This window comes from Bacillus sp. 1A (assembly GCF_052682215.1).
Genome location: NZ_JBQYLZ010000001.1, coordinates 3,268,724 through 3,293,538, shown reverse-complemented (window position 1 = coordinate 3,293,538; position 24,815 = coordinate 3,268,724). Strand labels below are relative to the sequence as shown.

At 33.3% G+C, this 24,815-nt stretch carries 33 protein-coding genes and 2 pseudogenes; 4 read left to right on the top strand and 31 right to left on the bottom strand.

Annotated features, from left to right (window positions below; translation table 11 throughout):
• Positions 1 to 65 precede the first annotated feature (65 nt).
• Positions 66 to 1,841 carry an S-layer homology domain-containing protein gene (locus ACUN0F_RS16850; RefSeq protein WP_445539761.1) on the bottom strand — a complete coding sequence of 592 codons (1,776 nt, stop codon included), beginning with the start codon at positions 1,839 to 1,841 and terminating at the stop codon, positions 66 to 68.
• A gap of 81 nt (positions 1,842 to 1,922) precedes the next feature.
• Entirely contained in the window at positions 1,923 to 2,054 is a 132-nt protein-coding gene (locus ACUN0F_RS16845; protein WP_327973199.1) for a hypothetical protein, read from the bottom strand.
• Positions 2,055 to 2,463: 409 nt separating this feature from the next.
• Between ACUN0F_RS16845 and ACUN0F_RS16840 the strand changes: the two genes are divergently transcribed.
• Positions 2,464 to 2,907 (top strand): DUF7832 domain-containing protein, encoded by a 444-nt coding sequence (locus ACUN0F_RS16840; RefSeq protein ID WP_445539760.1) that lies wholly within the window; start codon positions 2,464 to 2,466, stop codon positions 2,905 to 2,907.
• Positions 2,908 to 2,988: 81 nt separating this feature from the next.
• On the opposite strand, the gene ACUN0F_RS16835 is transcribed toward ACUN0F_RS16840, so the two are convergent.
• Entirely contained in the window at positions 2,989 to 3,570 is a 582-nt protein-coding gene (locus ACUN0F_RS16835; protein WP_445539759.1) for a TetR/AcrR family transcriptional regulator, read from the bottom strand.
• A gap of 224 nt (positions 3,571 to 3,794) precedes the next feature.
• Between ACUN0F_RS16835 and ACUN0F_RS16830 the strand changes: the two genes are divergently transcribed.
• Entirely contained in the window at positions 3,795 to 5,045 is a 1,251-nt protein-coding gene (locus tag ACUN0F_RS16830; protein WP_445539758.1) for an MFS transporter, read from the top strand.
• A 97-nt stretch (positions 5,046 to 5,142) separates the two neighbouring features.
• On the opposite strand, the gene ACUN0F_RS16825 is transcribed toward ACUN0F_RS16830, so the two are convergent.
• The 4 genes from ACUN0F_RS16825 to ACUN0F_RS16810 form a co-directional block, all read right to left on the bottom strand.
• On the bottom strand, positions 5,143 to 5,601 hold the full coding sequence (locus ACUN0F_RS16825; RefSeq protein ID WP_264461068.1) for a hypothetical protein: 459 nt from the start codon (positions 5,599 to 5,601) through the stop codon (positions 5,143 to 5,145).
• 155 nt (positions 5,602 to 5,756) lie between these two features.
• Positions 5,757 to 6,713, bottom strand: coding sequence for a DUF3994 domain-containing protein (locus tag ACUN0F_RS16820; protein ID WP_000992215.1), 957 nt, complete (start codon positions 6,711 to 6,713; stop codon positions 5,757 to 5,759).
• 55 nt (positions 6,714 to 6,768) lie between these two features.
• Positions 6,769 to 7,098 (bottom strand): hypothetical protein, encoded by a 330-nt coding sequence (locus ACUN0F_RS16815; protein WP_445539757.1) that lies wholly within the window; start codon positions 7,096 to 7,098, stop codon positions 6,769 to 6,771.
• Between the two features lie 101 nt (positions 7,099 to 7,199).
• Positions 7,200 to 7,538 (bottom strand): DUF4064 domain-containing protein, encoded by a 339-nt coding sequence (locus tag ACUN0F_RS16810; protein WP_000831563.1) that lies wholly within the window; start codon positions 7,536 to 7,538, stop codon positions 7,200 to 7,202.
• Positions 7,539 to 7,827: 289 nt separating this feature from the next.
• Here ACUN0F_RS16810 and ACUN0F_RS16805 point away from each other — a divergent pair, with 289 nt between their 5' ends.
• Complete coding sequence (locus ACUN0F_RS16805; protein ID WP_445539756.1) at positions 7,828 to 8,535, top strand: DNA alkylation repair protein; 708 nt, start codon at positions 7,828 to 7,830, stop codon at positions 8,533 to 8,535.
• Positions 8,536 to 8,622: 87 nt separating this feature from the next.
• On the opposite strand, the gene ACUN0F_RS16800 is transcribed toward ACUN0F_RS16805, so the two are convergent.
• From ACUN0F_RS16800 to ACUN0F_RS16745, 12 genes and pseudogenes are all read right to left on the bottom strand, one after another.
• Complete coding sequence (locus tag ACUN0F_RS16800) at positions 8,623 to 9,087, bottom strand: DUF6985 domain-containing protein (RefSeq protein WP_445539755.1); 465 nt, start codon at positions 9,085 to 9,087, stop codon at positions 8,623 to 8,625.
• A gap of 66 nt (positions 9,088 to 9,153) precedes the next feature.
• Positions 9,154 to 9,582 carry an SMI1/KNR4 family protein gene (locus ACUN0F_RS16795; protein ID WP_048566061.1) on the bottom strand — a complete coding sequence of 143 codons (429 nt, stop codon included), beginning with the start codon at positions 9,580 to 9,582 and terminating at the stop codon, positions 9,154 to 9,156.
• 64 nt (positions 9,583 to 9,646) lie between these two features.
• Entirely contained in the window at positions 9,647 to 10,069 is a 423-nt protein-coding gene (locus tag ACUN0F_RS16790; RefSeq protein ID WP_445539754.1) for an immunity 22 family protein, read from the bottom strand.
• Between the two features lie 19 nt (positions 10,070 to 10,088).
• A pseudogene (locus tag ACUN0F_RS16785) lies at positions 10,089 to 10,223 on the bottom strand (SecY-interacting protein Syd); the annotation flags it as partial.
• Positions 10,224 to 10,240: 17 nt separating this feature from the next.
• Complete coding sequence (locus tag ACUN0F_RS16780) at positions 10,241 to 10,786, bottom strand: hypothetical protein (protein ID WP_149237180.1); 546 nt, start codon at positions 10,784 to 10,786, stop codon at positions 10,241 to 10,243.
• Positions 10,787 to 10,891: 105 nt separating this feature from the next.
• Positions 10,892 to 11,155, bottom strand: a complete 264-nt coding sequence (locus tag ACUN0F_RS16775; protein ID WP_445539753.1) for a hypothetical protein — start codon at positions 11,153 to 11,155, stop codon at positions 10,892 to 10,894.
• Positions 11,156 to 11,219: 64 nt separating this feature from the next.
• Positions 11,220 to 11,774, bottom strand: a complete 555-nt coding sequence (locus tag ACUN0F_RS16770) for an SUKH-4 family immunity protein (RefSeq protein WP_088113425.1) — start codon at positions 11,772 to 11,774, stop codon at positions 11,220 to 11,222.
• A 24-nt stretch (positions 11,775 to 11,798) separates the two neighbouring features.
• Positions 11,799 to 12,341 (bottom strand): SecY-interacting protein Syd, encoded by a 543-nt coding sequence (locus tag ACUN0F_RS16765; RefSeq protein WP_445539752.1) that lies wholly within the window; start codon positions 12,339 to 12,341, stop codon positions 11,799 to 11,801.
• Positions 12,342 to 12,502: 161 nt separating this feature from the next.
• Entirely contained in the window at positions 12,503 to 13,741 is a 1,239-nt protein-coding gene (locus tag ACUN0F_RS16760; RefSeq protein WP_445539751.1) for a suppressor of fused domain protein, read from the bottom strand.
• Positions 13,742 to 13,899: 158 nt separating this feature from the next.
• Positions 13,900 to 14,391 carry an SMI1/KNR4 family protein gene (locus ACUN0F_RS16755; protein ID WP_064469101.1) on the bottom strand — a complete coding sequence of 164 codons (492 nt, stop codon included), beginning with the start codon at positions 14,389 to 14,391 and terminating at the stop codon, positions 13,900 to 13,902.
• A gap of 50 nt (positions 14,392 to 14,441) precedes the next feature.
• Positions 14,442 to 14,681 (bottom strand): annotated as a pseudogene (locus tag ACUN0F_RS16750) (DUF7021 domain-containing protein); the annotation flags it as partial.
• 86 nt (positions 14,682 to 14,767) lie between these two features.
• Positions 14,768 to 15,064 (bottom strand): hypothetical protein, encoded by a 297-nt coding sequence (locus ACUN0F_RS16745; RefSeq protein ID WP_166688617.1) that lies wholly within the window; start codon positions 15,062 to 15,064, stop codon positions 14,768 to 14,770.
• A 637-nt stretch (positions 15,065 to 15,701) separates the two neighbouring features.
• Between ACUN0F_RS16745 and ACUN0F_RS16740 the strand changes: the two genes are divergently transcribed.
• Positions 15,702 to 16,319 carry a DUF4241 domain-containing protein gene (locus tag ACUN0F_RS16740; protein WP_445539750.1) on the top strand — a complete coding sequence of 206 codons (618 nt, stop codon included), beginning with the start codon at positions 15,702 to 15,704 and terminating at the stop codon, positions 16,317 to 16,319.
• A 127-nt stretch (positions 16,320 to 16,446) separates the two neighbouring features.
• Here the strand turns inward: ACUN0F_RS16740 and ACUN0F_RS16735 are convergent, their stop codons facing one another.
• The 12 genes from ACUN0F_RS16735 to ACUN0F_RS16680 all read right to left on the bottom strand — a co-directional run bounded on the left by ACUN0F_RS16735 (position 16,447) and on the right by ACUN0F_RS16680 (position 24,528).
• Positions 16,447 to 16,698, bottom strand: coding sequence for a hypothetical protein (locus ACUN0F_RS16735; RefSeq protein ID WP_059303617.1), 252 nt, complete (start codon positions 16,696 to 16,698; stop codon positions 16,447 to 16,449).
• Positions 16,699 to 16,758: 60 nt separating this feature from the next.
• Positions 16,759 to 17,247 (bottom strand): SMI1/KNR4 family protein, encoded by a 489-nt coding sequence (locus tag ACUN0F_RS16730; protein ID WP_445539749.1) that lies wholly within the window; start codon positions 17,245 to 17,247, stop codon positions 16,759 to 16,761.
• 64 nt (positions 17,248 to 17,311) lie between these two features.
• Positions 17,312 to 17,659, bottom strand: a complete 348-nt coding sequence (locus ACUN0F_RS16725) for a DUF2185 domain-containing protein (protein ID WP_097905404.1) — start codon at positions 17,657 to 17,659, stop codon at positions 17,312 to 17,314.
• 134 nt (positions 17,660 to 17,793) lie between these two features.
• Complete coding sequence (locus ACUN0F_RS16720) at positions 17,794 to 18,300, bottom strand: ankyrin repeat domain-containing protein (RefSeq protein WP_445539748.1); 507 nt, start codon at positions 18,298 to 18,300, stop codon at positions 17,794 to 17,796.
• Between the two features lie 65 nt (positions 18,301 to 18,365).
• Complete coding sequence (locus ACUN0F_RS16715; protein WP_445539747.1) at positions 18,366 to 18,722, bottom strand: Imm3 family immunity protein; 357 nt, start codon at positions 18,720 to 18,722, stop codon at positions 18,366 to 18,368.
• Between the two features lie 96 nt (positions 18,723 to 18,818).
• Positions 18,819 to 19,151 carry a DUF3895 domain-containing protein gene (locus tag ACUN0F_RS16710; RefSeq protein ID WP_353837890.1) on the bottom strand — a complete coding sequence of 111 codons (333 nt, stop codon included), beginning with the start codon at positions 19,149 to 19,151 and terminating at the stop codon, positions 18,819 to 18,821.
• Between the two features lie 350 nt (positions 19,152 to 19,501).
• Entirely contained in the window at positions 19,502 to 21,265 is a 1,764-nt protein-coding gene (locus ACUN0F_RS16705; RefSeq protein WP_445539746.1) for a VaFE repeat-containing surface-anchored protein, read from the bottom strand.
• 406 nt (positions 21,266 to 21,671) lie between these two features.
• Positions 21,672 to 22,157 carry an immunity protein YezG family protein gene (locus ACUN0F_RS16700; protein WP_445539745.1) on the bottom strand — a complete coding sequence of 162 codons (486 nt, stop codon included), beginning with the start codon at positions 22,155 to 22,157 and terminating at the stop codon, positions 21,672 to 21,674.
• An 85-nt stretch (positions 22,158 to 22,242) separates the two neighbouring features.
• Positions 22,243 to 22,782 (bottom strand): T6SS immunity protein Tdi1 domain-containing protein, encoded by a 540-nt coding sequence (locus ACUN0F_RS16695; RefSeq protein WP_445540831.1) that lies wholly within the window; start codon positions 22,780 to 22,782, stop codon positions 22,243 to 22,245.
• 68 nt (positions 22,783 to 22,850) lie between these two features.
• Positions 22,851 to 23,306, bottom strand: coding sequence for an immunity protein YezG family protein (locus ACUN0F_RS16690; protein ID WP_445539744.1), 456 nt, complete (start codon positions 23,304 to 23,306; stop codon positions 22,851 to 22,853).
• A 28-nt stretch (positions 23,307 to 23,334) separates the two neighbouring features.
• Positions 23,335 to 23,802, bottom strand: a complete 468-nt coding sequence (locus ACUN0F_RS16685) for a DUF2004 domain-containing protein (protein WP_445539743.1) — start codon at positions 23,800 to 23,802, stop codon at positions 23,335 to 23,337.
• Positions 23,803 to 23,874: 72 nt separating this feature from the next.
• Positions 23,875 to 24,528: an SMI1/KNR4 family protein gene (locus ACUN0F_RS16680; RefSeq protein ID WP_445539742.1), complete on the bottom strand. Its 654-nt coding sequence runs from the start codon at positions 24,526 to 24,528 to the stop codon at positions 23,875 to 23,877.
• Positions 24,529 to 24,815 lie beyond the last annotated feature (287 nt).

Here is a 24,815-nt window from a genome sequence, read left to right as displayed (position 1 = left end):
GATAGCTCCTTTAAAGTCTTTATTATTTTTTCTTGCATCAATACAACCTTCTACATACCATTTATTTATTTCTGCATAGAGTCTAACATCTTCACTAAAAAGGCAGCTGCCTCACCACGAGTTGTTGTACCTTTAGGATTAAACTTGTTATCTCCAACACCAGTAACAACCTGTAAGCTGTATAATCGCTGAACAGGCTGTTTGTATGCGATCAAATGTTGATCTGTAAATGGTAATGCGACTAAATTACCTGTAACACCTTTATACTGTAATGCCTTGTCAATCATAACCGATGCTTCTTCACGAGTGATTGGTGCATTCGGGTCAAAAATGCCTCCACCACGGCCGCTAATAATTCCTGCACTTGCACTACGTTTAATACCATTATGCAGTGAAGGATGCGCATTGTTAATGTCTACAAATGACTTATTTCCTTCTGGTAATTGTAGAGCATTTGAAATTAATGCAGCAAACTCAGCTCTCGTTACATTACGATAAGGCGCAAATACACCATTACCTTCTCCGTGCATAATACCTAGACTGTGTAGTTTACGAATATGTCCCTCAAACCATCCACCTGTAATATCATCTTTCGGCTTTTGTACTTCTTCTTTTGGTACATTGTAGTTAATCTTAATCCAACTGGGATTATAGAAAATCCATTCTCCATTCCCTACTTTGTACCAACCGTTTTTAACTGCTAACACTTTGTAACGGTCACCTTTTGAAGCTTTACGAACGGTTTGATGTTCAAGTCCTGCACCGCTACGTACATTTATACCATCACCATTAACGACTAGCTCCATGCTAGGTTCCGCTGGATTAAATTCATTTGAATCAAATAGCTCATTTCTTTCTTGTAAAGGCGAGTCAATTTGTGCGTTAACATTTGCATACCATTGAATACCTTGTACGAAGCCATTCCAATTCCCACGAGAAATTAAAATGTCAGGACAGTTTTTTCCGCTCCATTGTTGATGCCTGTAAATGTGGTCCGCGCTAATTCCTTCTTTGTTCATTAAATAACCTGCAAGTCGCTTTGCATTCTCTAACGCTTTATTGTAATCTCCATCTTGGTTAACTGAAATTTCGATACCGATAGACTCTCTGTTTCCTGAACCATCACCATCTCCTGCATGCCAACCATTTTCATTTGTTGGTAGATGCTGATAGATTTGTTTATCGTCTACAGTAAAATGCCATGAAGCAGTTCGGAACGTACCTTCTGTTGCTTGTTTATACAAATATTTCGCATGATTTTCAGCATTCGCACCACGAGCTGTGTTTGCAGTCTCATGAATTGTAATGTAACGTGCTTTCATCGGATTGGCAGGGCGAATATCAGGATTTCCTGCTGGAACAATCCACTCTACAAACGGGACACCTGCAAGTGTTCCATATTTCTTTGTAGTCATCGATGCACTATACTGAATAGCTCTTGGCTTTTCAACCGGCTTCATTTCGCGAGTAGAACCATCATTTCGACCGTCTACATGTTCAAAAGCCTTTTCAATGTTTGAAATAGCTTCATCTTCCGCTACTTGACCTTTTTTTGCTTCTTTCATTTTATGTAACTCTTCTGTTTCATCATGTTTATGTTTAAATTCTTCTAGAAGAATTTTCTCATTCTCTGATACTTCCGCTTCGTTAATTTGCATGTGATCTGGAGTTTCTAAATTGAAATTAGAATAACTTAATCCGCTCGCTCCACGTTCCCCTTGTGCGATACGAAGTTGATCCGTTTGAAGATTTTTATTCTCTTCTGCTGATATTGCTAAAGGTGCGCTCCCTAACATTACTAAACTTGTTGATAGTGTGATTACTCGTTTTTTAATATTCATTGCTGTATGAAATACCTACACAGTTCGTGTAAGCATCCTAACCTCCCTTTATTTTCTCATTCGTGAAAAACTATAAATCTACTATATATGTATAAAACTATGTTTATTCCACCCTTTAATAAATACTTTCATTTTATCCCCAGCAGGTGAATGATAGTTTCTATAAAATCCCTTAACAGACATTATTTTATAACCAATTGCAATTGCCGTCAAAAGCACTTCCCCTCATACACACTACTACTCTCAAAAATAGATGAGGATACCTTTTACTGATTTTCTTCAACAAGAAGGATCTTTATGATTTTTCATACCTATCGAATAAATCCTGTTTCTTTGTACTTTTTTCCTTGAAAATATTAACATTTTTACATTCTTGCGATAATATAGATGTAATCTTTTATATTGAAGGGATTTTTATTTGGAAAAGATTTCTCATATTGATAGCTGAAATGAAAAAGACCAAAAAATGATGAAGAAAAACGAGAGTACATACGAAATTCAGCAGATGGGATATACTTTGAAGAGCTAGAAATAACACTGCTAGAATGGCTCGAAAAAATAGTTAAAATATTAAAAAAAATGTACGAATTTATGAGATAATACGTTAAAGGGGATGAACTGATTGTTACATACGATGGTTTATGATAAAGCGAAGTACCATTATGAAGGTAATTTTCCTGAGGACTTACCAATCGATCAAGCTTTTGTACATACCGGTATGTTTTTAGGATGGATAATTGAACATCATTTATGTAGTGAAGAATTTGAAGAAGAGTCTCAAGACGAAATTAACCAGTTTAAACTTAGACAAATGACTGGCACAGAAATTTATATGAATTGGGATGGCGTTTTGGCAGACGATATGTTAAATGATGAGGGCAACCAATTCGCCATGTATTACTTTCATAATGATGAGGAATGGAAGTATATAATTGATTACTCAGACGTTTTTATAGATGAAGAAACTCTCTACCACGTGAAAGATACTTGGGAAAACTATTTCAAATTAAAAGAAGTTATTGATAATAGCTATAACTTTTGGAAAGACAACTTACAAAATAAGTAATTATAACAAGTCGATTTCTTATGTTAATAAGGAATCGACTTTCTTATTATCTAATTTGCTGATTAACACCTCACCCAAAGATCATTTTACTAACGATACTATTATTGATACCGAATTATCTATAACAGAACGTTCTGGACGTGATTTCATTAACACTGTTAATCCAATTAAGGATGTGACTAATGTTTGCGCTAATGCTTTAGCGTTCAAATCACTTTGAAGTTCTCCTGATCGAATTCCTTTCGTAATTAATTCTTGAAAAACAACTGCAAGATACATTTGGTGTTCTCTAGTCAGTACTTCAAATTTTTCATTATGAGGAGCAAGTTCAACCATTGTGTTAATACAAAAACAACCTTTACTGAACGCTTTTTTATATTCCTCTTCCACTATATTTTCAAAAAACGTCCGAATTGCTTCTTTTACAGATTGTTCGTTTTGAAGTTTTGTTCGTATATTAGCCGCATGTAAATTTGTGTATCTCCTTAATGCCGCTTCAAATAACCCCTCTTTATCACCAAAGGCTGAATATAAACTCGGCTTTTGTATTTCCATTTTAGCAGTTAAATCGCTTAATGAGGTAGCTGCGTATCCCTTCTCCCAAAAAAGTTGCATAGCAGCATCCAAAGCTTTTTCTTCATCAAATTCGCGTAGTCGTGCCATTTAAAACAATCTCCTTTCTACATCTAGTTATTAAGATTACACATCACCATTTGTGTACCAATCAGTATAGTATATATCGTATTAAATTATAAACGATGTGTCAAAAAATCACATTAAATTCAAAATAAACTTGACATATATGTTTCTTCAAGATTATATTTTACTTATAAAATAACATACCGTTCGGTACGTTATTTTCAACAATACAAAAAGGAGCTGATTTTATGAATAGTAAAGAAAAAATGATGACCATTCGAAAACATACTCACACTCATATACATTCACCTGTTCATGCAACAATGTCTCGTTATATGACTCTATTATTCGCAATAGCTTGCGGAATGGCTGTGGCAAATATATATTTCGCTCATCCACTTCTTGATTCTTTATCAAATGAATTTAAGATTAGTCATTCAACTATCGGTATTGTAATTACTATTACTCAAGTTTGTTATGCACTTGGATTACTTTTATTCGTTCCACTTGGTGACTTATTAAACCAAAAGAAAATAATAATTGTCCAAATGCTTTTATCCGTTATCGCTTTAATTATAATTGGAGTCGCCCCCTCAACCATCGTACTTTTTATAGGTATGGCCTTAGTAGGAATTCTTGCAACTGTTACGCAAACACTTGTCGCATATGCATCAATTTTAGCTAATCCAGCAGAACGTGGACGCATAGTAGGTTTCGTTACAAGTGGCGTTGTAATAGGTATACTCCTTGCTCGTACATTTGCAGGCACATTAACAGATTTAGCTGGATGGCGATCCGTTTATCTCACCTCCGCTATCCTTTTACTCTGCGTAACTTTTTTGTTACACCGAAATTTACCTACTCTTGAACATAAAAAAGTGACAACTCTATCTTACCGAAAATTAATATACTCTGTTTTCTTATTATTTATAGAAGAACGACTTTTACGCATTCGCGGAATATTAGCATTGCTTATTTTCACTTCATTCAGTATTTTATGGACTTCTTTAGTATTGCCCCTAAGTGCTACACCACATAATCTTTCACATACAGCTATTGGTGCGTTCGGTCTTGCTGGAGTGGCGGGTGCATTAGCTGCTACTAAAGCTGGACAATTAGCTGATAAAGGATTAGGCCAAAGAACAACCGGCATAGCCTTATCATTATTAGTACTTTCATGGCTCCTAATTAAATCTATTAACCACTCTCTATTGTTACTAGTTTTCGGCATTATCCTTTTAGATTTAGCTGTGCAAGCTGTACATGTCACCAATCAAAGTATGCTGTTCACAGTGCGTCCCGAAGCAAGAAGTCGACTCACTGCCAGTTACATGATTTTTTATTCTATCGGTAGTGCAACAGGTGCCATTCTTTCAACAAACATATATGCAAAATATGGTTGGGATGGAGTATGCATATTAGGTGTATCTGTTAGTGCTTGTGCTCTTTTATTTTGGATAATAACCTTACGGCGATCATCACAGCTGAACAAAGAATAATTTACTTTTTAACACAAATCAACGGCATTTTCATATAAAAAATGCCGTTGATTCACAATTTTATGATAAGGAATCCTATACTTTCGAAATACATCTATTAAAAATTCCCTTTAACGTTTTCAACAATCTCATTTATCGTATTCCGATCAAACTTATCACTAATTTCGTATGGTTCACGGTCTCCTACTAATTGTACGCCTACAATATCATTGCGATCCTTACCATATTGCACTTCAATAATAGATCCACGCTCTATTTGTTTCCAAACGAGACTTGCTTCATCTTTATTATCTAAAATCATACAGTCCTCAATATTTTCATCAACCCCAATTAACTTGTTGTCATCTATAAACCCAACCTCGTATTGTTGACGCTCTTTCGCTTTGCTGCTTACTAATATACCTTTGCTACCATATGAATAATCCATATAGTCCTTCTTCTCAGATTGTACCGCTTTCGTCTCTTGTGCTTTAGTTTTTTCAGCGTTCCCACAACCCATGATAAGACTAATTGGCATCACCGTAGTTAGTACTACTCTAGTAAATTTCTTTATCATTTATAAGCAACTCCCCATACTTACATTTAAATTCCGTTTATCAATTTATTAAAAAATAACATGATATAAAATAGGCAAAGCCAACGATAAAATATTAGTTGCATTCCCACAATTTAATTAAGGACCAGGCCATTTAAACCTAGTCCTACATAACTTTACCTTTGCTTCACATACTTAATTGTATTGAATGAAGTCTCATTAAATAATCGTAAGTTTTCCCCATCATAATCTTGAACTTTATATGCTATTTTCTTTTTTTGAATTGTATCTTCTACACCGTCTACTAAACGTTTATTGAGATGTAAATAGATTGTAAAAGCTTCCTTATCATATTCCCAAGTTCCTTCAATATAATTCTTTTTATTTGGATACTCACCTTTACCATACGTTTCAAATGTCTTATCACCCTTTAGAATGAGTGACATAATGAAACCGTCTGTTCCTTTGAATCCCCAATTACCGATTAATTCCGTACCATCTTTCACATTCTTCATAACGTTATCCGTATTAATTCCAGCTTTCTTATCTAACTCTTTCAAATCTTTCACAGATACTGTACCGTCACCGATTTTAATATCCCCTTCAAGATCTTTGAATGCCTTAAGCCAGTAAATATCTCCTTCTTTCACTAACTTTTCGGATTTCTCGATTAACTCTTTATCAGTTTTATCGCCTTTTTCTCTTTTTTCTTTTCGGGTGAATACTTCATTTATTAAAGAAAAAGACTCCCTAAAATAACCAATTGCTTTTTCAAAATCCTTTTGTTGATTTACATACTCTGCAGGGGGATCTATCGACTCGAATTTATCTAACATTTTATTTAATTCTTTCACACTATCTACTACATCTGATTTCTTTTTCTTACCGTCAAAAACCTCTCTTGTAATATTGTTATGCTCCGCAAACAACTTATCAAACTCTACCCCTAATTTATACACTTTATTAGGATAGTCTTCCTTTGAAACTTTTTCTTTCTTACTATTAGACTTCGATTCTTTTACTTTAGACTCTTCCGTTTTCTCCTGTTTAGAAGTGTTCGTTTTCTCAGACACTCCACAACCAAATAACAACATGACCGGAACTGCTACCCCTAGTAGTTTCTTTGCATTCATGACTGATTTCTCCTTCTACTTAAATAGATTACTCTTACTATACCCATCCTCTTTTTTATCTTGTAATTAAAGTTACAATCGCAATAACTCCTAAAATCGGTCCCCAATATTCCATTTTTATAAAAAATAGTGAATGCTTTTTGTTAAACATAACTTTTTCACCAGTTTCGGCATCTATATAAACTTTCCCATTTGGCTTATTAATATATTTTCCTAAATACCAAGACATAACCCCTGATATAATTAACATTACCGCCATTGGCCAACTATGGTCTTGAAAATATGTAGCTTCCCCCGTTATAGATCCAAAGATAACCTTACCCAAAAGAGTATTAATAATTACAATAATTGCGACTAAAAAACCCCAACCAGACCAAATAATCATCTATTTCTCCTCCTAAAGCGCACAACTTTGTACCTTATGTTAATTTGAACTGCAAACGAAAACATTAAAAAAACCGAATATTCAGACGTAAATAATTATATTTATCCTACATTCGATTCTAACTTTAGTGTTCTAAATGCAAATGAACCAGACATAATTTGTAATATTGTTGGAATAAGTAAAAAGAATAATGACATAAATAACGTAACTATAGGAATCACAATCATACAAACTCCATAAACTTTATTATTAACCTTGTTTACTAAACATGATAAAATAAGCAACCCTATTTGAACCGTTAAAATAATAGAGTAATAAGCTAAAAGTTCATAATCAAAACCTTCCATAATATTAAACGCTACAACTATTAATAGTATGGAAATAATAATTCCTATAATGCCACCAATTAAACCTAGTACGAATTCAAGCGTTCTTTTCAATTCAATCCCCCTTTTATGAGCCACTAACAACTTGTATATTTTTCCCATTCACCATCATACCAAATATTTATTGGAAAAACTATACATACTTTCATTCTTCCTTACCTTACAGCGACCTTCTTACCATTATAGATAGCTTGTAGCAGTTACAAAATCAAAGCCTTCAAAATCACTAACTGGTTTCGATGCCTTTAGAAAGTAGACATACCTCTTGAATACAATTAGTATTAACATAAGAAATATGAAAGACTTAAAAAGGCTCTTACATGAAGGAAGGAAGTGCACAACTATGGATTTTAAAACAGTTATGCAAGAACTTGAGACTCTAGGTAAGGAACGAACGAAAAAAATATACATATCTAACGGCGCCCACGAGCCAGTTTTTGGCGTAGCTACAGGTGCCATGAAACCAATCGCTAAAAAAATAAAATTAAATCAAGAATTAGCTGAAGAGCTTTATGCCACAGGCAACTACGATGCTATGTACTTTGCAGGCATTATTGCCGACCCAAAAGCTATGAGTGAATCGGATTTTAATCGTTGGATGGATGGCGCATATTTTTATATGCTATCTGATTATGTAGTAGCAGTAACTTTATCGGAGTCAAATATTGCACAAGACGTTGCTGATCAATGGATTGCAAGTGGGGACGAGCTTAAAATGTCTGCAGGCTGGAGTTGCTACTGTTGGCTTTTAGGAAATCGCAAAGACAATGAGTTTTCCGAAAGTAAAATTTCCGATATGCTTGAAATGGTGAAAGATACAATTCATCATTCTCCAGAACGAACAAAATCTGCTATGAATAATTTCCTAAACACAGTAGCAATTTCATATGTACCACTACATGAAAAAGCAGTCCAAACTGCAAAAGAAGTTGGTATAGTTGAAGTCAAACGTGATAATAAAAAAAGCAGTTTGCTACATGCTACAGAGAGTATTCAGAAAGAACTTGATAGAGGAAGACTAGGTTTCAAACGTAAGTATGTAAGATGTTAAACAGATTCGTATTTGGGTGTCAATTTGATAAAGATTGACACCTTTTTCATTCAGGTTATATATCCCCTCATTTACTTTTAACTTATATTAAAAAATAATATCCTGATAACCTACTTCCATTACCTTTTCATTTAATAAACGAACTCCTACACCATTTTCTATATCCCACGTACAATTAAATGTAATTCCAACCTCTCGTCCTTCCGTAATATCTGCATACGGAACAACAATACCATCTAAACTGACCATCTCTAGCATTTGATCAGTTGTTTCAACTAATGGATAACTTTCTCGCACTCCAATATCATATCCTAATTCACATCGCCTTTGTTTATAATAGTCTAATATAGGTAGTAAACTTATTTGTACCTCTTCCCAATTTTTTATTAATGATTGATACGCTACATACTGCCCTTCATCAAACACTCCATCTTCTTCACCATCTATCATCAAATCAATCTCAGTTACATTGCCTATAAAAGTTATAGGCATACACTTAGCCCAAGCATAATTATATTCAATCTCTCCAAAAACTGAATCGTTCACTCTCATTTATCCGTCATTCCTCTCGCACTTATTACTAAGGTGTCCCTGCTTATCGTTAACTCCCATCAACATTTAACATTTGAAATATTCTTTCAAAAACTTATAAAACGTTGGCCAACTCTCCTTTAATTCTCCATTTAAAAGTAATTCATCTCCACCTTCAAAATTCACTGAGTAAACTTTATCAGTTACACTATCAAGGACCAATGCAGCATTTGCTGTCATTTCCGTTAATACTAAATACTTATTAGGAAATCCATGTTCCTTTCGAGCAATAATTGTGTAGTATTCAATATTATTCTCTTCATCTATAATATCAAGTAGTTCATAAGGAACGTGCTCTTCCCAAAATGGTCCTGCAAATCGATAATAAAACTCTCTAAATGTATTAGACACTTTTACACCTAATCTATTCATTACTTCATTCACCTGATCTTTATCTTCCCGTTTATATATATCTTCTTCCAAAACTTCTTCTAAACGATTTGGCAAAGCATGCATTTGTATCCCTCCTTTACAAGGTTTATCTATGTGTTTATGAAATGAATTTGCAGCTCCCTGCAAACTACCTGTACGGCATAGAACCAATAAATGTAACCTCTAAACCATCAAACATATCTTCTCTTTTCGCTTCATTATATTTAAAATCATAAAGAACAATAACAAAGTTAATATCGTTCGCTAAACTATCTCCATTTACTAGCTTTTTTATTTTAGGAATAATTCGTTCACTATAAGAAAAATCACTTAAAATATGTTCAACTTCCCTTTTATTATTCTCATAAAAACAAATTTCAATATTATCTTCATCATAATAACCGAATTCAAAGCTCATCCCAAACTTTGAATGAACTGAATTACCATCTATCGTGTAATCTATATCGACATAATCCTCAAGATCTTGGAGTGATTTAGAAATTCCAAACCAAACTGAAACCATTCCACTATATTCCACTTTCCCACCCCATCTAGCCGGTCTATAATTCATATAAACATTCTTCACTTTACTATTTTTGTAACCTCAAACTAGAAATTAACTCATTTAAACTATTCGAAACCTCTGTAAACGACCCGCGTTCAAATTCCTTCAATTGAGCCTTTCCACTTACATTATTTAAAACAACTAGTGAACCATTTCCTTCTCCCCTTATCTAGTCCCTTAATAACTCGTGATTAAGTCTTCACCTTCATATCTAGGGTCTTTCTCCACTTTACCATCTTTTGTTTTGATGACTTTTAGTCTACCTAACCACTCTGCTCCGTTATATGTCTCTTCACTTACCCATACATTATGCTTTTTACCGTCTACCTCAACTACTAATGTTGGGTGTGTAAATATGAATTCCTCCTCTACATGCCTACCTACTATTTCTGCATGTAATGATGTACCTTCTTCAACTAATTTACTATTCTGATACCCTTCGATAATAGGTAATCCAATAAATACAAAGAATATCAGTCCAAATACGATTACTTTCTTCTTTGTACTCCATTTATTCTTTTCTTTCAATTCCTTCTGTCTCGCTTCTCTTTCTTCGCGTTCATCCAAACTCTCATTTAAAGCGTCTTCCCATGCCTTAATTTCCGCTTCGATTTCTGCTTCAGCTCTTGCTAATTTTTCTAGTTGTTCATCGGTGGCTACCATCTCATATGAGTTATCTCCAACCACACGAATTTCAGCACCATTTTCTTTTACTTTCCGCAAGTTTTTTTCTGTACAATTAAACTCTCGAATGATTTCCCCTTGTGTGTTTACAAGTCTAACGTAAATGTTTTTTTCTCCTTCTTCTTAAACATCTAAACTCCCCCTTTATTTGTCTCCTATCATAGATAACCCTACTGCAATTAAGAGAAAGAAAACGATAATAAGGAAAGTCTTCCCTTTGCTTACTTGTGTTGTACAACCTTCCAAGACAGCCCATATAAGAATTGGAAAAAGAAGAATACCTAGGAGAATATCGACCAACTTGTTGCTACTCTTCTTTAGTGGTTTTTCTTCTTCTACTATCGGTTTTATCCGAACAGCTTCTTTTCTTATTTGTTTCGGCTTCTTTTTCTTGCGTCTATGATTCACCCAACATACCCCTTTTAGAATAACTTTTTACAACTATAAAAATACCATCTATTATTATCTACACTTATTCACTAAAACTCCCTAGTTCCTCTGTCCAAAAACATCCTTCTGTTAAAGCAGCTGCATCAATTTTTCGAAGTGCACTAGAAATCCACTCCACCAAACCTTTAGGTATATTTTTTTCAATATAAGCCTTTCTTCCATTGGCAGCCTTTACTTCTTTTATAAATTCCACATAGACAAGTAAAGATTCTGCAAACTTCTCTATCGTACTATTTATAAGAACGACTTTATTTTCATTGTCATAATCTATATATACGAGTTGTGATTTAGATTCATCAATACAGATTGGATTTCCACTACCAGTAAATCCAAAGTATATAAACTTATCATACATCGTACCTAATTCATTTTGTATCTCGCTCAACCTTATCCCGCCGCCGTTATCCGCAGATTCAAATGTAAGAAATGGAGGAGCAGACTCGGGAAAACCTGCTTTAATTAAGAAGTCTTTCGTTTCTTTCGAGAATGAAAACGAGTGAATGATTTTTTCATTATAATGAATTAAACCGTATATTTCTTCATTCCAATTCACTAAAAAATCTTGTGGTGAGATCATTTTATCCTCCTGCATATCATATTATTATCTCTGCTCCATTTTTAAATTACTTATCAACTCAACTAGGGAATTAGAAAGAAACTCCTTTTCTTCTGTTTCAAAGTTTTCTATTAATACTTCTCCTGTTTCATTGTCAAAAATAATAGCCTTATCTTCCGGAGAGATAAATCCTATCTGTATATACCTAAATTCTCCCCCTTCACTCTCCTCATACCGTTTCATTATTTGAATAAATTCTACTATAGATTTATTCGGTTCCACAGGTTCAAGGACAACTAATTTTGTACCGTAAAAGCCTTGTATGCCTAAGAACCAATAAGAATTAAAGTATTCTTTTATCGCATCGTGAATATTTACACTCAGTTCTTTCTCAATTTCTATAAAATTATCTATCTTATTTTTCTCAAGAGGTTTCCAATATACATATCCTTCTTCATCTGGATTACTTAAATATAATAAAGGATCCACTTCTGTATCCCACGTTACTTTAGGATACGTTCCATATTTTTTCTCCCATACATTCATAAGTGCTTTAAAATACCGATCTAACGCTTTTTTTATTTCCATGTTTTACCCTTTCCACTAACACCTAATAGGATTTCATTTCCTACTGAATTATTAATATTTGAAAAATAATTGGATTTCATATTCCACCTTAATACTAATAGTAAAGTTATATAGCGATTCTTATTACTTTTCCACTACAAATCTCTTCAATCGATCCTGCCTTATTTACACGTATTCTCTCGATTAAAGTCAAATGCTGCTTCAATACCATTTTTCAGTAATTTTTGTAATAACGTATCTAATCCTGCTTCGAAATAACATTGAATTTCTTCTTTATATAACGGTAATAGGGTATGAAAATAAACCGGCCAGTCACCCTCTATTCTTTTACCATCTTCACGAAATTCCATTTTGAATGCCCCTGAACACTGTGGAATTGGTGGCACAATCATAACACCAGAAAATTCCGTCTCTTTACTATATGGATGAATTGACGCATTGCAATCTTCCTTACCTTCATCTAATTGATTCGGAAATATAAGCCATTGCCCTAATCCATATTCCCTTGTCGTTTCTCCAAATTCTTGTAAAAGACGCAAAGGCCAACTGTATTTCGAACTCGCCAAAGCGGTTACTGAAACATCCCAATCCTTCGGTAGATGCATGACAAGTTCTGAATAACCACTATCTACACTTGATGGAGCTGGCATACGGAAATAGCTATTCCGATATGTCACTACTGTATGGTAATCAACTATTTTATTTGGTCCAACATCATATAATTCTACATCGGTAACCCTTTTTGTATTTGCTTCTATATGATTCGTAATCAGTCCATAATGCTGCTGAATATGTGATTTAAAATCTTCTATTGAGGTTGGACGTATCACTGGGTTATTTTCTATTTTTTGTTCATGATTTTTCTCATCGGATTCCCATACTAACTGAAAATTAAACCCCTTTAGTTCACTTTCCACAACACAATCTTTAAATTCATCTGATACGAATGTTTGTACAGATACAATTGGAAAATCTCCGTATTTATGCTTTGTGTTCATTGTACAAAAAATATGTTCACCCTTAATTTTATCTGCAATAAAAGCAAATTTATCGAATCCACCAAAATCATCAGGTTTCGCATTTTTATAATCAATACATGCCAATACGTTTAATACATGTATTGCATAGCATTCGTATACTTCATGAACAAGCGGAAGAACTTCAACTTTCCCTTTTATTAAATCAAATACTACTTCTATCGCTGCTTTTGTAAAAACAAGTGGTATTTCACTTAATAAATCAGATACTTCTCCTTTGTTTGACAATTTCATTTGCAATGGATTCCACGTATTAATTACTGATTGACCTTGAAAATAGTTATTAAAAATTTCTTGTCCTTCTTCATTCTCACACTCTAATTGATCAAACTGTGAATCACTAATAATTTTCCATATTTTCATTATACTCCGCCTTTTAATCTATATAAAATACTAATTGCCCCTGTCAACAACCATTTCTCATCTATTTTATCCTTTAATGCTTTTTATCGCCTACTGCTTATATGTATTTTTTATCTCACTATATTCTTTACTATTTCTTTTTTACGATTTAACTTCTTCTAATCATGTAACTTATTTAAAAACTCCGTAAAATCATTAGCCACAAAAAATACATTTTCCCTCGCTACTTCCTCTGCCTCCTCAGCCGTAATCCCTTCACTTTCCATCAATGTTTCCTTTTCCCATGCCCCCTCATGTTCCCAAAAGACGACAATTGGATCTTCTTCATGATTTTTATAATCAAAGCAAATTAAATTTCCTGCTGGATCAAATGCGAATGGTACCAATTCATTTGGCAGAGTAGAAATATACTGGTTATATACTTTAACGATATATTCACTACTATCTACATCATAAGAAAGTAAAGTTCCAAATACCTTTGTTATCGTATCTATTTCAAATTTATAAGGTAATACAGCTGAACCATTATTATTTGTAGCACATTCTACATAGTCACTTGGAAATATACACCCTATCTCTTTTCCCACATTGTTTATATATTCTGCTGAAACTGGCTCATCCGGTACTGGCCATGTTAAGTCATTTCTCATTTAACTTCACCTCCTAACAAATCACATCACGTTTATCCAAAATAACTAATTGCATCATCAACCAACCATGCCAGTCGTATGTCTTCTTTTGTAATCGTTTCATTGTTATGTAAGTCTTTCCACGCAATCAAATCAATTGACGCAGTCCACAAAATGTTGTCACCGCCTTTTGATGCACCGATTCCTAATGCCCCTGTGACAGCTGCTATTTCAATCACATTTTCTGAGAATCTATTTTCAAATCTACTTACTTCACTTGATTTACTCAATTTCGAATACATTCCTTTCATCACCCACAGGCATAAGTACTTTGTGAGTTTTCCTGTTTTATTATAATTGGTCATGGTAAAGCCTATATAGAATTATAGCTATAATTCTATATAGGCTTTTTTTCACTTGGAATTTTAAATTTATTTACATCATATTCTTTAATTATATATACTTTTATAGCTTCAAAATCTTTACCAAATGCAAGAGATGGATTTTTTAAGAAATATATTATTTCTTCCTCGTCATAAATTCGGGCTTTAATTATTTCTTTGTCCGAGTGAAACGATAAATTGACTCCTTTGTAAAAATATTCGTAGTATCCCTCTTCATCCTGCTCACTCTTATCTTCAAAAGGAATAGATTCAATATGATATATATTCCCATTTACATTTATTGATTTCATACAGCACCACTTCCTTTTCAAGAATATTCATAAGAAATTAAATAGTCTCTGTCAATCATACCAAAAATAAGGGATTTACTTTTAAAATTTATAAAAAATATATAGGATTAAATTTAAATCTTTATATTTTTTTTCATATTACTTCATTATCTCTGTACAATTGTGTAATGTGTCACAGAAGTAGACATATTGCAATGAGTTGCAGTGAAGGGGAATATAAATAAGAAGATCAATCTAGAAAGACTATCTAGTTTGATCTTTTTTTATTGAATTTTTAATTAATGCATTTTTACCCTTAAAATAATATAATCAACGGGTAGATTATTATTTACATCCTCAAAACTGGTCTAATTTTAAAGTTAAATTCATTTGTTATATTTTTCAATGAATAAATGTTTGTTCCATCTACACTTGTACGGGGCAATATATCCGAAAACGTAAAACGCATGAAGAATATGTTGCGGAACTATTAGAAAAACGTGGGTACAATATGCCGCAGAGGTTTTAGAAGTTCATGGCGATGTTATAGGAACATACAAAGGCGCTAGAAATACCACAGAACACAAATGTAACTCATGTAAAAATATATGGGAGGCAGCATCAACAAATATTTTAAAAAGAAAGGGAGAGAAACATTATGTCAAAGTTATTACGTGAATTATCTAAACCAGATAGTGAGGCCCTGCGTTCCGAAGCACTAGAACAGTTGAAAGTTACTTCAGGTAAAATTGTTGCTTGTGATCCTCTTATTTTTAATAAAAATCACTTCGAACAAACAATTCAGCCAGGTACATATCCAATTGTTGCTTGGTGGCATAAGGAAGATGGAGTCATTGCTGGTGCTGAATTGAAATTGTCGGAGTCAAAAGCGGTAGGATGGAAGATGGCAACAAAACCAGAACAAAATGTCAGTGAACTGGAAGACGGATATATTTTTGGTTACCCAGTTGATACAGGCTTAGGGTGCTTTGCAGATGTTGAAGCAATTGATAAGTTAGAAGAAATAGAAGATAGGTTACAACAAGAACTAGGAGAAGAATTTACTAGTTTGTATGATGATCTTATAGATGACATACTAACAGAACATGATGAAGATTGGGGAAATTGCGTGGTTTGTGAGGAAACAGGAAGTAATATCATTATATTCCGTTCAGGTTATGGAGATGGATTTTATCCTTCCTATTGGGGAATCGATGAAGCAGGAAAAATCGTTTCACTTGTTACTGATTTTCAAGTGCTACATGAGGAAAATTGAGGACAATATCAATAATGATATAAGAATCAATATTTTTTCTTTTACAGCGTCAAATATTCCTCGTCTAATATTTGCAAATAACCCGTGGGATAATTTCCTTATATACTACTGGTTCTAATAAATAGGGTTATATTCTTAAGTGAATATAACCCGTCATTTTATCATGATAGAGGTGAACTTCAGACACTCTACGCTCCGAAATTACTTTTTCTATGATTTCCTGGCGATTATATTCTACCTGCACCGTTTCACAGTTTCCCCAATGAGTAGGAGCGGATTTTTCGTTTGACTCAAATACATCTAGAAGACGATTCAATATCTCTTCCTCGTTAAATGCTACAGTCGGATACATTGCGATTGTAAAATAATTCGGTTTCATTTTACTACTCCTTTTATTTGCTTTATCACAGCCAAATAAGTTTAAATCCCTTTCCCACTATTAATCATGTAACTTATTTAAAAACTCCGTAAAATTATTAGCAATATAGAATACATTTTCTCTTGCTCTTTCCTCTGCTGCTTCTTCCGTAATCCCTTCACTTTCCATCAAAGTTTTCTTTTCCCATGCTCCCTCATGCTCCCAAAAGACGACAATTGGATCTTCTTCATGATTTTTATAATCAAAGCAAATTAAATTTCCTGCTGGGTCAAATGCGAATGGAATCAATGCTCTCGGTAATGTATCATCGTAGTCATTGAATACCTCAATAATATTTTCATCATCATCCATATCATAAGTTAGTAATGTGCCAAAAACTTTTCTCTTCCCCTCAACTTCAAATACTTCTGGGCTAACATGTGCTCCGTTATTCTTCATTACACATTCTATATAATCTAAAGGAAAATGAATGCCCAACTCTTTTTCCACAGTCTTTACATTTTCTCGCAATAAAGGCTTATCTGGTGATCTCCATTCTACTTTATTCATCTCGCACCATCCCTCTGAATTTCCTCAATTAATTACTACACATCTAAAACAGTTATAAGAGACCTTAATAAATTACATTTAAAATCTTATTTATATCTGTCATACAGTCTTTCACTAAATCGTAAAAACCAACATGTACATTATCTTCATATACCCAAAAAAGGTCTGTTCCATATGGTGCTTCAAATATTTCTAGCATTTGAGGTGCAATTGAAGACATTGATTCTGCATTAATTATGCAAAAGTTTTTTGGATTGTTTACATATTCATCATCATCCACTTCTGAAAAGATGTTCCAACCATTTAATTGAGAAATAGAACTTTCTTCTCGAAAACTATATCGAATAGGTACTCCATTCAAAACATTTCTAGATACAATAAACCCTCCATATGCATCATTTCTATTTGTCATGTTCATACCCCTTTACAATATTAATAAGGCAATATCATTACAACTTCTAAAGTCAGCCAGTTCAAAATCAGAATCATTAAACACTGCCCCTATTAATCTCTTTATTCTTAGTCTTATCCCTTTTACAATCTTTATTATCTCTTATCCATCTTACGCTTTATGTATGCAGCAATTTCTGTTTGTCCGAATTCTTCAGCATATTCATAAGCATTCATATTCTTAAAGTTTTCTCCAGTGTATCTAATTGAAATATCTATTCCTTTTTCAACTAGTAACTCAACTACTTCTTTATGTCCGCCATAAATTGCTCCAAATAGTGGATTTCTTTTTGCTAAACTTACATCCAATTCGGCACCAGAGTCTACTAAATATTTTACTATTTCCAAATGTCCTGCTCCTGCGGACAAATTTAATGCAGAAGCATCAAATGTACCGCCTCTAGTATTCATATCTATCCCTTTATTAATCAAATACTCAACAATTTCGATATGCCCTTTCTTTGCTGCAATATGTAACCACGTACCAAATGGTGTCATTGAATGTAAAAATTCTGGATTATCACCTATTAGACGTTTTACTTCATTAGTGTCACCAAGCTTAATAGCATTTCTTATTGTTTTATTTATACTTTTCTCCTCCACAACATCACCTCCTATATTTCTGTTCTCTTGTCTAGCTATGTCTCTTACATTTGCAGAAACATGAATTATTCAACCAAAGATTTATAATCACTCTTTACATTTTTTAATTCTTCTATTACATTATTTATTCTTATCGATAAATCTTTTATTTCCTCTACTGTCAATTCACCTTCTGCCTCTTGAAGGTTAAACATACTTAGCCTCTTTGTTATACCTTTAATACGCCCAACAAAGACCATATGATGATCGACTGCTATTTCTCCTATGGCAGTATCAACGATAACATCTTCAATCTTTCCTACATTATCAAATTCATCCGCTAGCTTTGCTATAGCATATCGATACCCTCTCTCTTCATCTAATAACTCTTCATACGCCTCCCGAATTGCATGAAATAATTCGTTATACTCCCAATCTTTCATACATCCTCCCTCAAAAAAATCCCCACGCTTATGTAAAAATAATCTTTCAACACAAATATGAGGACTTCCTTATTTCATTTCTATACTTTATACATTTTATTCGTTAGAATCTTCGTCTTTCAATTTATATACCCTATCTCTTTTCTCATCACTTTTGACAAAAATAAGCTTTTCTTCTTTAACAAACCCTTCTAATAGTAAGCATACTTGCCCATATGCTTTAGGCTTATTCGTTGTGAATCTTTCATCTGATACTTTACCAGCTCGTATTAATTGTTCGCATAACTCAAGTGCACTTATTTCTTCAGAATTAATTAACTCTAAAATATCCTTTTGTAAGGGCGATAAAGGTACGGGAATCTCAGCTACCTCCACCTTTTCTGGTTTGTTTTCTTCTTCAAATAAATCTTCGAATGAAATTTGATTCATACTTCTTTTCCTTTCTAACGATTGATTTGTATAACATGAACTGAATCCTATAGCGTATGTATTATTATGTATTACTTACTTTTTTCATAAATCTCAAACTCATGTACATCGTTTCATATAGTATATTTCGATTATACCAAATATACGTTCTGTTTTCTATTGTAGAATTCGTTATAATAGGAATGAAAATAATTATGAACATTTTTCTCGTTATTAGTCGTATAATTCCTGTAAAAAAATAGAAATAAAATCTATAAAAGATCCTCTTTTGAAAAAACGAATCAAAAGAGAGCCCTTCTTTATGACTATATTTCCTATCCATATCTTCTGTCTAAAAGACTAGTTAATTATTATGCATTTCTACGTTTCATAAATAATATTGCTCCAAGAGTTAATAACAAAAGACCGGCTCCGACTGAGAACCACATAAAGGACGTATTTCCACCTGTAGCTGGTAATGTTCCAGCTTTTGATGTTTTTCCTGTTTTAGGTTGCTCTAATTGCGGCTTTTCCTGCTGCGGTTTTCCTAATTTTTCGGCTTTGAACTTCACTGTATGGCCCGCATCTTCAATATCAACGTTGATTGCTACTAAAATATCATCTTGATATAGTTTTTCAAATACTACTACTTCTTTACCTTGTAGTTTAGATGCATTAAATGTGAAATCAAGTGTGATAGAACCATTCTTCTCTTTTGCCGTAAACTTAGATTCTACTGCTACTTCTTTACCATTTACTAGTAAAGGTTTCTTAGTTGCTTTATCCATTAGTTTACCTTTTGTAACATATTTTTTTCCTACAATTAAGTCTTTGTATTCCACTTTATCTTGGATCATGACAGATTCGTTTGCATACATCTCTTTTCCACCGTCTGCTTTGTTTGTTGCGGTTGTTTTGATGGTTGGTTCTACGAATCGAACTGTTTGCCCTACATCGTTAATGTCAGATTGAATTGCCACTAAAACACCGTCTTGATATACCTCTTCAAACACTACTACTTCTGTTCCTTGTAGTTCTGCACCTACGAAAGGAAAGTCTAATGTTACAAAACCATTCTTTTCTTTTGCTGTAAACTTAGCCTCAGCTATTACTTCTTTTCCATCAATTAATAATGGTTTGTTCATAACTTTGTTCATTAATTTACCTTTTACAACATATTCTTTTCCTACGATCAAGTCCTTATATTCCACTTTATTTTGGATCGTGATGGAATCTTTTGCATGCATCTCTTTTCCACCGTCTGCTTTGTTTGTCGCTGTTGTCTTGATTGTTGGTTCTACAAATCGAACCGTTTGCCCCACATCGTTAATGTCAGATTGAATTGCCACTAAAACACCGTCTTCATATACCTCTTCAAACACTACCACTTCTCTCCCTTGCTGCTCTGCACCAACGAAAGGAAAGTCTAATGTTACAAAACCGTTCTTTTCTTTTGCTGTAAACTTAGTCTCAGCTTTTACTTCCTTTCCATCAATTAATAATGGTTCGTTCGTAACTTTATTCATTAGTTTACCTTTTACAACATATTCTTTCCCAACGATTAAATCTTTGTATTCCACTTTATCTTGAATCGTGATGGAATCTTTTGCATGCATCTCTTTTCCACCATCCGCTTTATTTGTAGCTGTTGTTTTGATTGTTGGTTCTACAAATCGAACCGTTTGCCCTACATCATTAATGTCAGCATGAGTTGCCACTAAAACACCATCTTCATATAGTTCTTCAAACACTACCACTTCTCTTCCTTGCTGCTCTGCACCAACGAAAGGAAAGTCTAATGTTACAAAACCATTCGTTTCTTTTGCTGTAAACTTAGTCTCAGCTGTTACTTCTTTTCCATCAATTAATAATGGCTTGTTAATAACTTTGTTCATTAGTTTACCTTTTACAGTGTACTCTTTACCAACAACTAAGTTAGTGTACTCTACTTTGTCTTGGATCGTGATAGACTCCTTTGCATGCATCCCTTTTCCGCCATCAGCTTTGTTTGTAGCTGTTGTTTTCAATGATGGAATCTTTTCAATTTCTGCGCTAGCCTTTGGTAACATTAAGTTAAAGAAAAGAGATATGACAGAGAGTAAAGCTAGAATCCTAATTACATATTTCCTCCCCATATTTACAACCTCCTGTTTGATTTAGATTACAAACATTTAAAATATTCTTACCAAAACACAATTCCATTATAAAACAAATAATTACATACTTTAAAATTTTATTTTAATTTTCCGAATTTTAATTATAGGAATTTGCCAATGACTTGTTATGAAATGAAGCGTATTTCCTGAAACAAACTAGGAATTACGTGCTCGATTTAATTTATACATGAAAGATGATTCGGTGAGAATCATTGAGGAAAATAGGTTGTTGGCAAGAATAAACGATGAGTTGTGTGTAACCATATATAATAAGTATAAGATGAGATATTCGATACAGTAAAAAATGAGACACCTATCCTATGATAGGACAGCTATCATAGGATATCTATTTTCAAACACCTTATATCTATAACTCTAGTAGAGATCATTTTTGTGTATGAATATATTCTCTAATTAGTTTCAGATCACTTTCTCTCTTTTCATCAGGAGAAACTCCTAACCTTTTATACTTCCATATAAGTAATCTCTCATAATGATTATAATTATTCTCTTCCTCTAATACAGTATAATCAAATTCAACATCAAACTTACCAGTAGAGTATAACTCAAATGTTACATTAGTCCATGGTTCCTGCTTATTTCTTTTAAATTCTTCCCATAACTCTCTAAAGATACTGTCAAGAAGATTTAATTGGTGATCAGTCTCATCTTCATCAATCCCTTCCATATCTTCAATATCTAAACTGTATATCGGTTCCTGCTTATTTTTTGGATAGTAGAAAAATACCGTCGAATCACTATATTTATCAACTTCTGAATATACCATTACTTTTTCCCATGGTTCTGGAATAATACTGTTTAACTGCAAAGCTACTTTTTGATAAATACTTTCCACGTTCTCTGCATTCATTTACTTTCCTCCATTCTAATAATATCTTTTTGTCAAAATAAAAAAACTGAAAGTCTGTTTATCTTGCCTCCAGTTTCTTCACCCATTATTCTATCGGACCCATAAATTGAGTAATTAAATAAACATGCTCAATAAGTTTAACCTTTTGTAAGTTTTCTACTTTTTCTAATCCACCTAATGGAAGTAACGGTGTGTAACCAAAACATTCATCAATTTCAAGACTTCCGTACCTGTGTATTGCCTGCTTGTAAGGCATCCAATCCAATACTTTCTCTAGAAAATAGTCATCTTTCATATTTTTAAAGAAAAACTTAAATTTTCCACCTGCTACATCTACCGTACCTCTTCGATACTTAAGTAATAATAAATAGTTATTTTCCCACACAAGAATATCTCCCATACCTGTTGTAAAAACCGGGATAGCCTCTTCATAGCGGATATAACTTGCCTTTAATATATCTAAATATTCTTCTGGGTTTATCAACCTTAAATATCCGTTTAACATACTTCCAAATCCATATTGTTTCCATAAATCTATTATTTGTTCAGGAACTTTACCTGTATACTTTTCAACAATCTCTTGCGACGGCTTTTCGAAACATATAAAATCACTTATCTTTTCCATTGATTTCTCCATTTTCTACTCCCACTCATTATCTATTTAACTAAGATATAACTATTACTGTACCCCTTTTAAAGGTTATTATTTTTCACTTCCTCAAACCACTCATCATCAAAATCATCCGCCGTTTTTATATCATCATTTGTATGGATTAAATCATACTCATATTCAGCTTTAAACTTACCACTCTTAGTATCGTATATTAATTTCATCTCAGTTGGCATATCTTTTTCGTATTCTTTGCATAACATTTCAATTCCTTCAATATCTTCACTTATAATTTGTAGAACCTGAAACATTTGTTCTGGAGATACATCATATCTTTTTTTCCCATTTTCCAATGCATCATTAACCTTGTGACACTCTACATACTTATTGTTAATGAAATAAAAGAAACTACTAGAAATCATATCTTCTTCACATGAAGCGTACACATATACTTTATCAGCTCTATTTTCAACATATTCCATGCATATAGATATCATATCAGCTTGCAATTCACTAAACCTTTCCTCAAATACTTTCATATTACTTTTTCACTCCTTAAATTAAAATTCAAATAGCAACGTCTTGATACCCCACTTCAGTTACCTTTTCATTTAGTAGACGTATTCCTAATCCATTCTCTCTATCCCACGTACAATCGAAAGTTATCCCAATATCTCGCTCTTCATGAATACCTCCATATGGGACTACAATTCCAACTAATGTGATCCTCCTAAGTAATTGGTCAATTGTTTCGATATACGGATAATTTTCATTAAATCCAATATCATACCCTAATTGTTGACGCTCTTGCTTGTAATAGTCTAAAATCACTTGTAAAAAAACTTGCTGCAATTGTTCCCAATTTTGCAATAATGAATTATAAGCAGTATATTGTCCTTCATCAAACTTACCGTCTTCTTCACCTTTCACTATCAATGCTATTTCAACTTCTTTTCCACAAAATTCAACGTTAATGTCCTTAACCCATCCATATGTATACTCAATCTCACCAAAAACTGCATCATTTATAATCATTTTTAACTCTCCCTATTTACTCCCTTGGATTCATATCGATTTCTCTATTCGTATGAAAGTTACCCACTGATATTAACTGTTTTTTCCAGTCGTTTCTATACTCAGTATAGTACTATCAATTGCTAATTTTTCAATGAGTTTTTTCGCCTTACCGTATGGAAATCTCTCTACTATTATATAAGGAAGATTTTTTGAACCCTTTAGCAAATCAATTGCGGAAATCTCAAGCTCTAATACGTTCTTTATTCTTATTAAATCTTTCAAACCTTCACTAGGAGTTTTCACTAACACTATATTACATATATCAGACGACTTATGTATCGTTTTCTGTTCTATTTCACTTACACAACCACTATTCACCCATTTTTTAAAATCAGCGGTAATTACAGTAGCATGGTTTGGATTCATGTCCCCAGAATCAATTACTACCACCTCTTTTTCCTCTGCATGTTGAGCCATTAAAAATACATTACCCCCACCGTCATCACCAATTGAGACATACCCCCTCGCATACTCATCTACTTCCCAAACCTCGTTCCTTTCTGCAATATGCTCCGTACCATAAATAAGTAACCCACCACCTATTGAAAAGCCATTTGTACATCTCAATAATTCCTTATATACATTAGGTAATGTAACATTCATGCGATTTTCTACTGCTTGAATTTCAATATCACTCGCTGCCGACTTTTCTATCAAATCTGGAATATTAGATAGATTAATCATTTAATAATCCCTCCTGAACTATCAAGATATTTAAACTTATCGCCTGTCATCTCTCTATAATCGTTTCGCAATAGATTTCATTAAATTCATAAAGTATGTCGGTATGTAAGCCTTCATTTTTCATTTGGTAAGTAGACAATCATTTTCCCTTCCATGTACTCACCTTTCCATCCACAAGGCCATCCTCCCATTTTATACACCTTAAATACCTTTTCATAAAGTGAAACTTTAATCAGTGGGGATGAACAAAACCCCCAGTTTCACTTTATTCAATACCTTGATTAAGA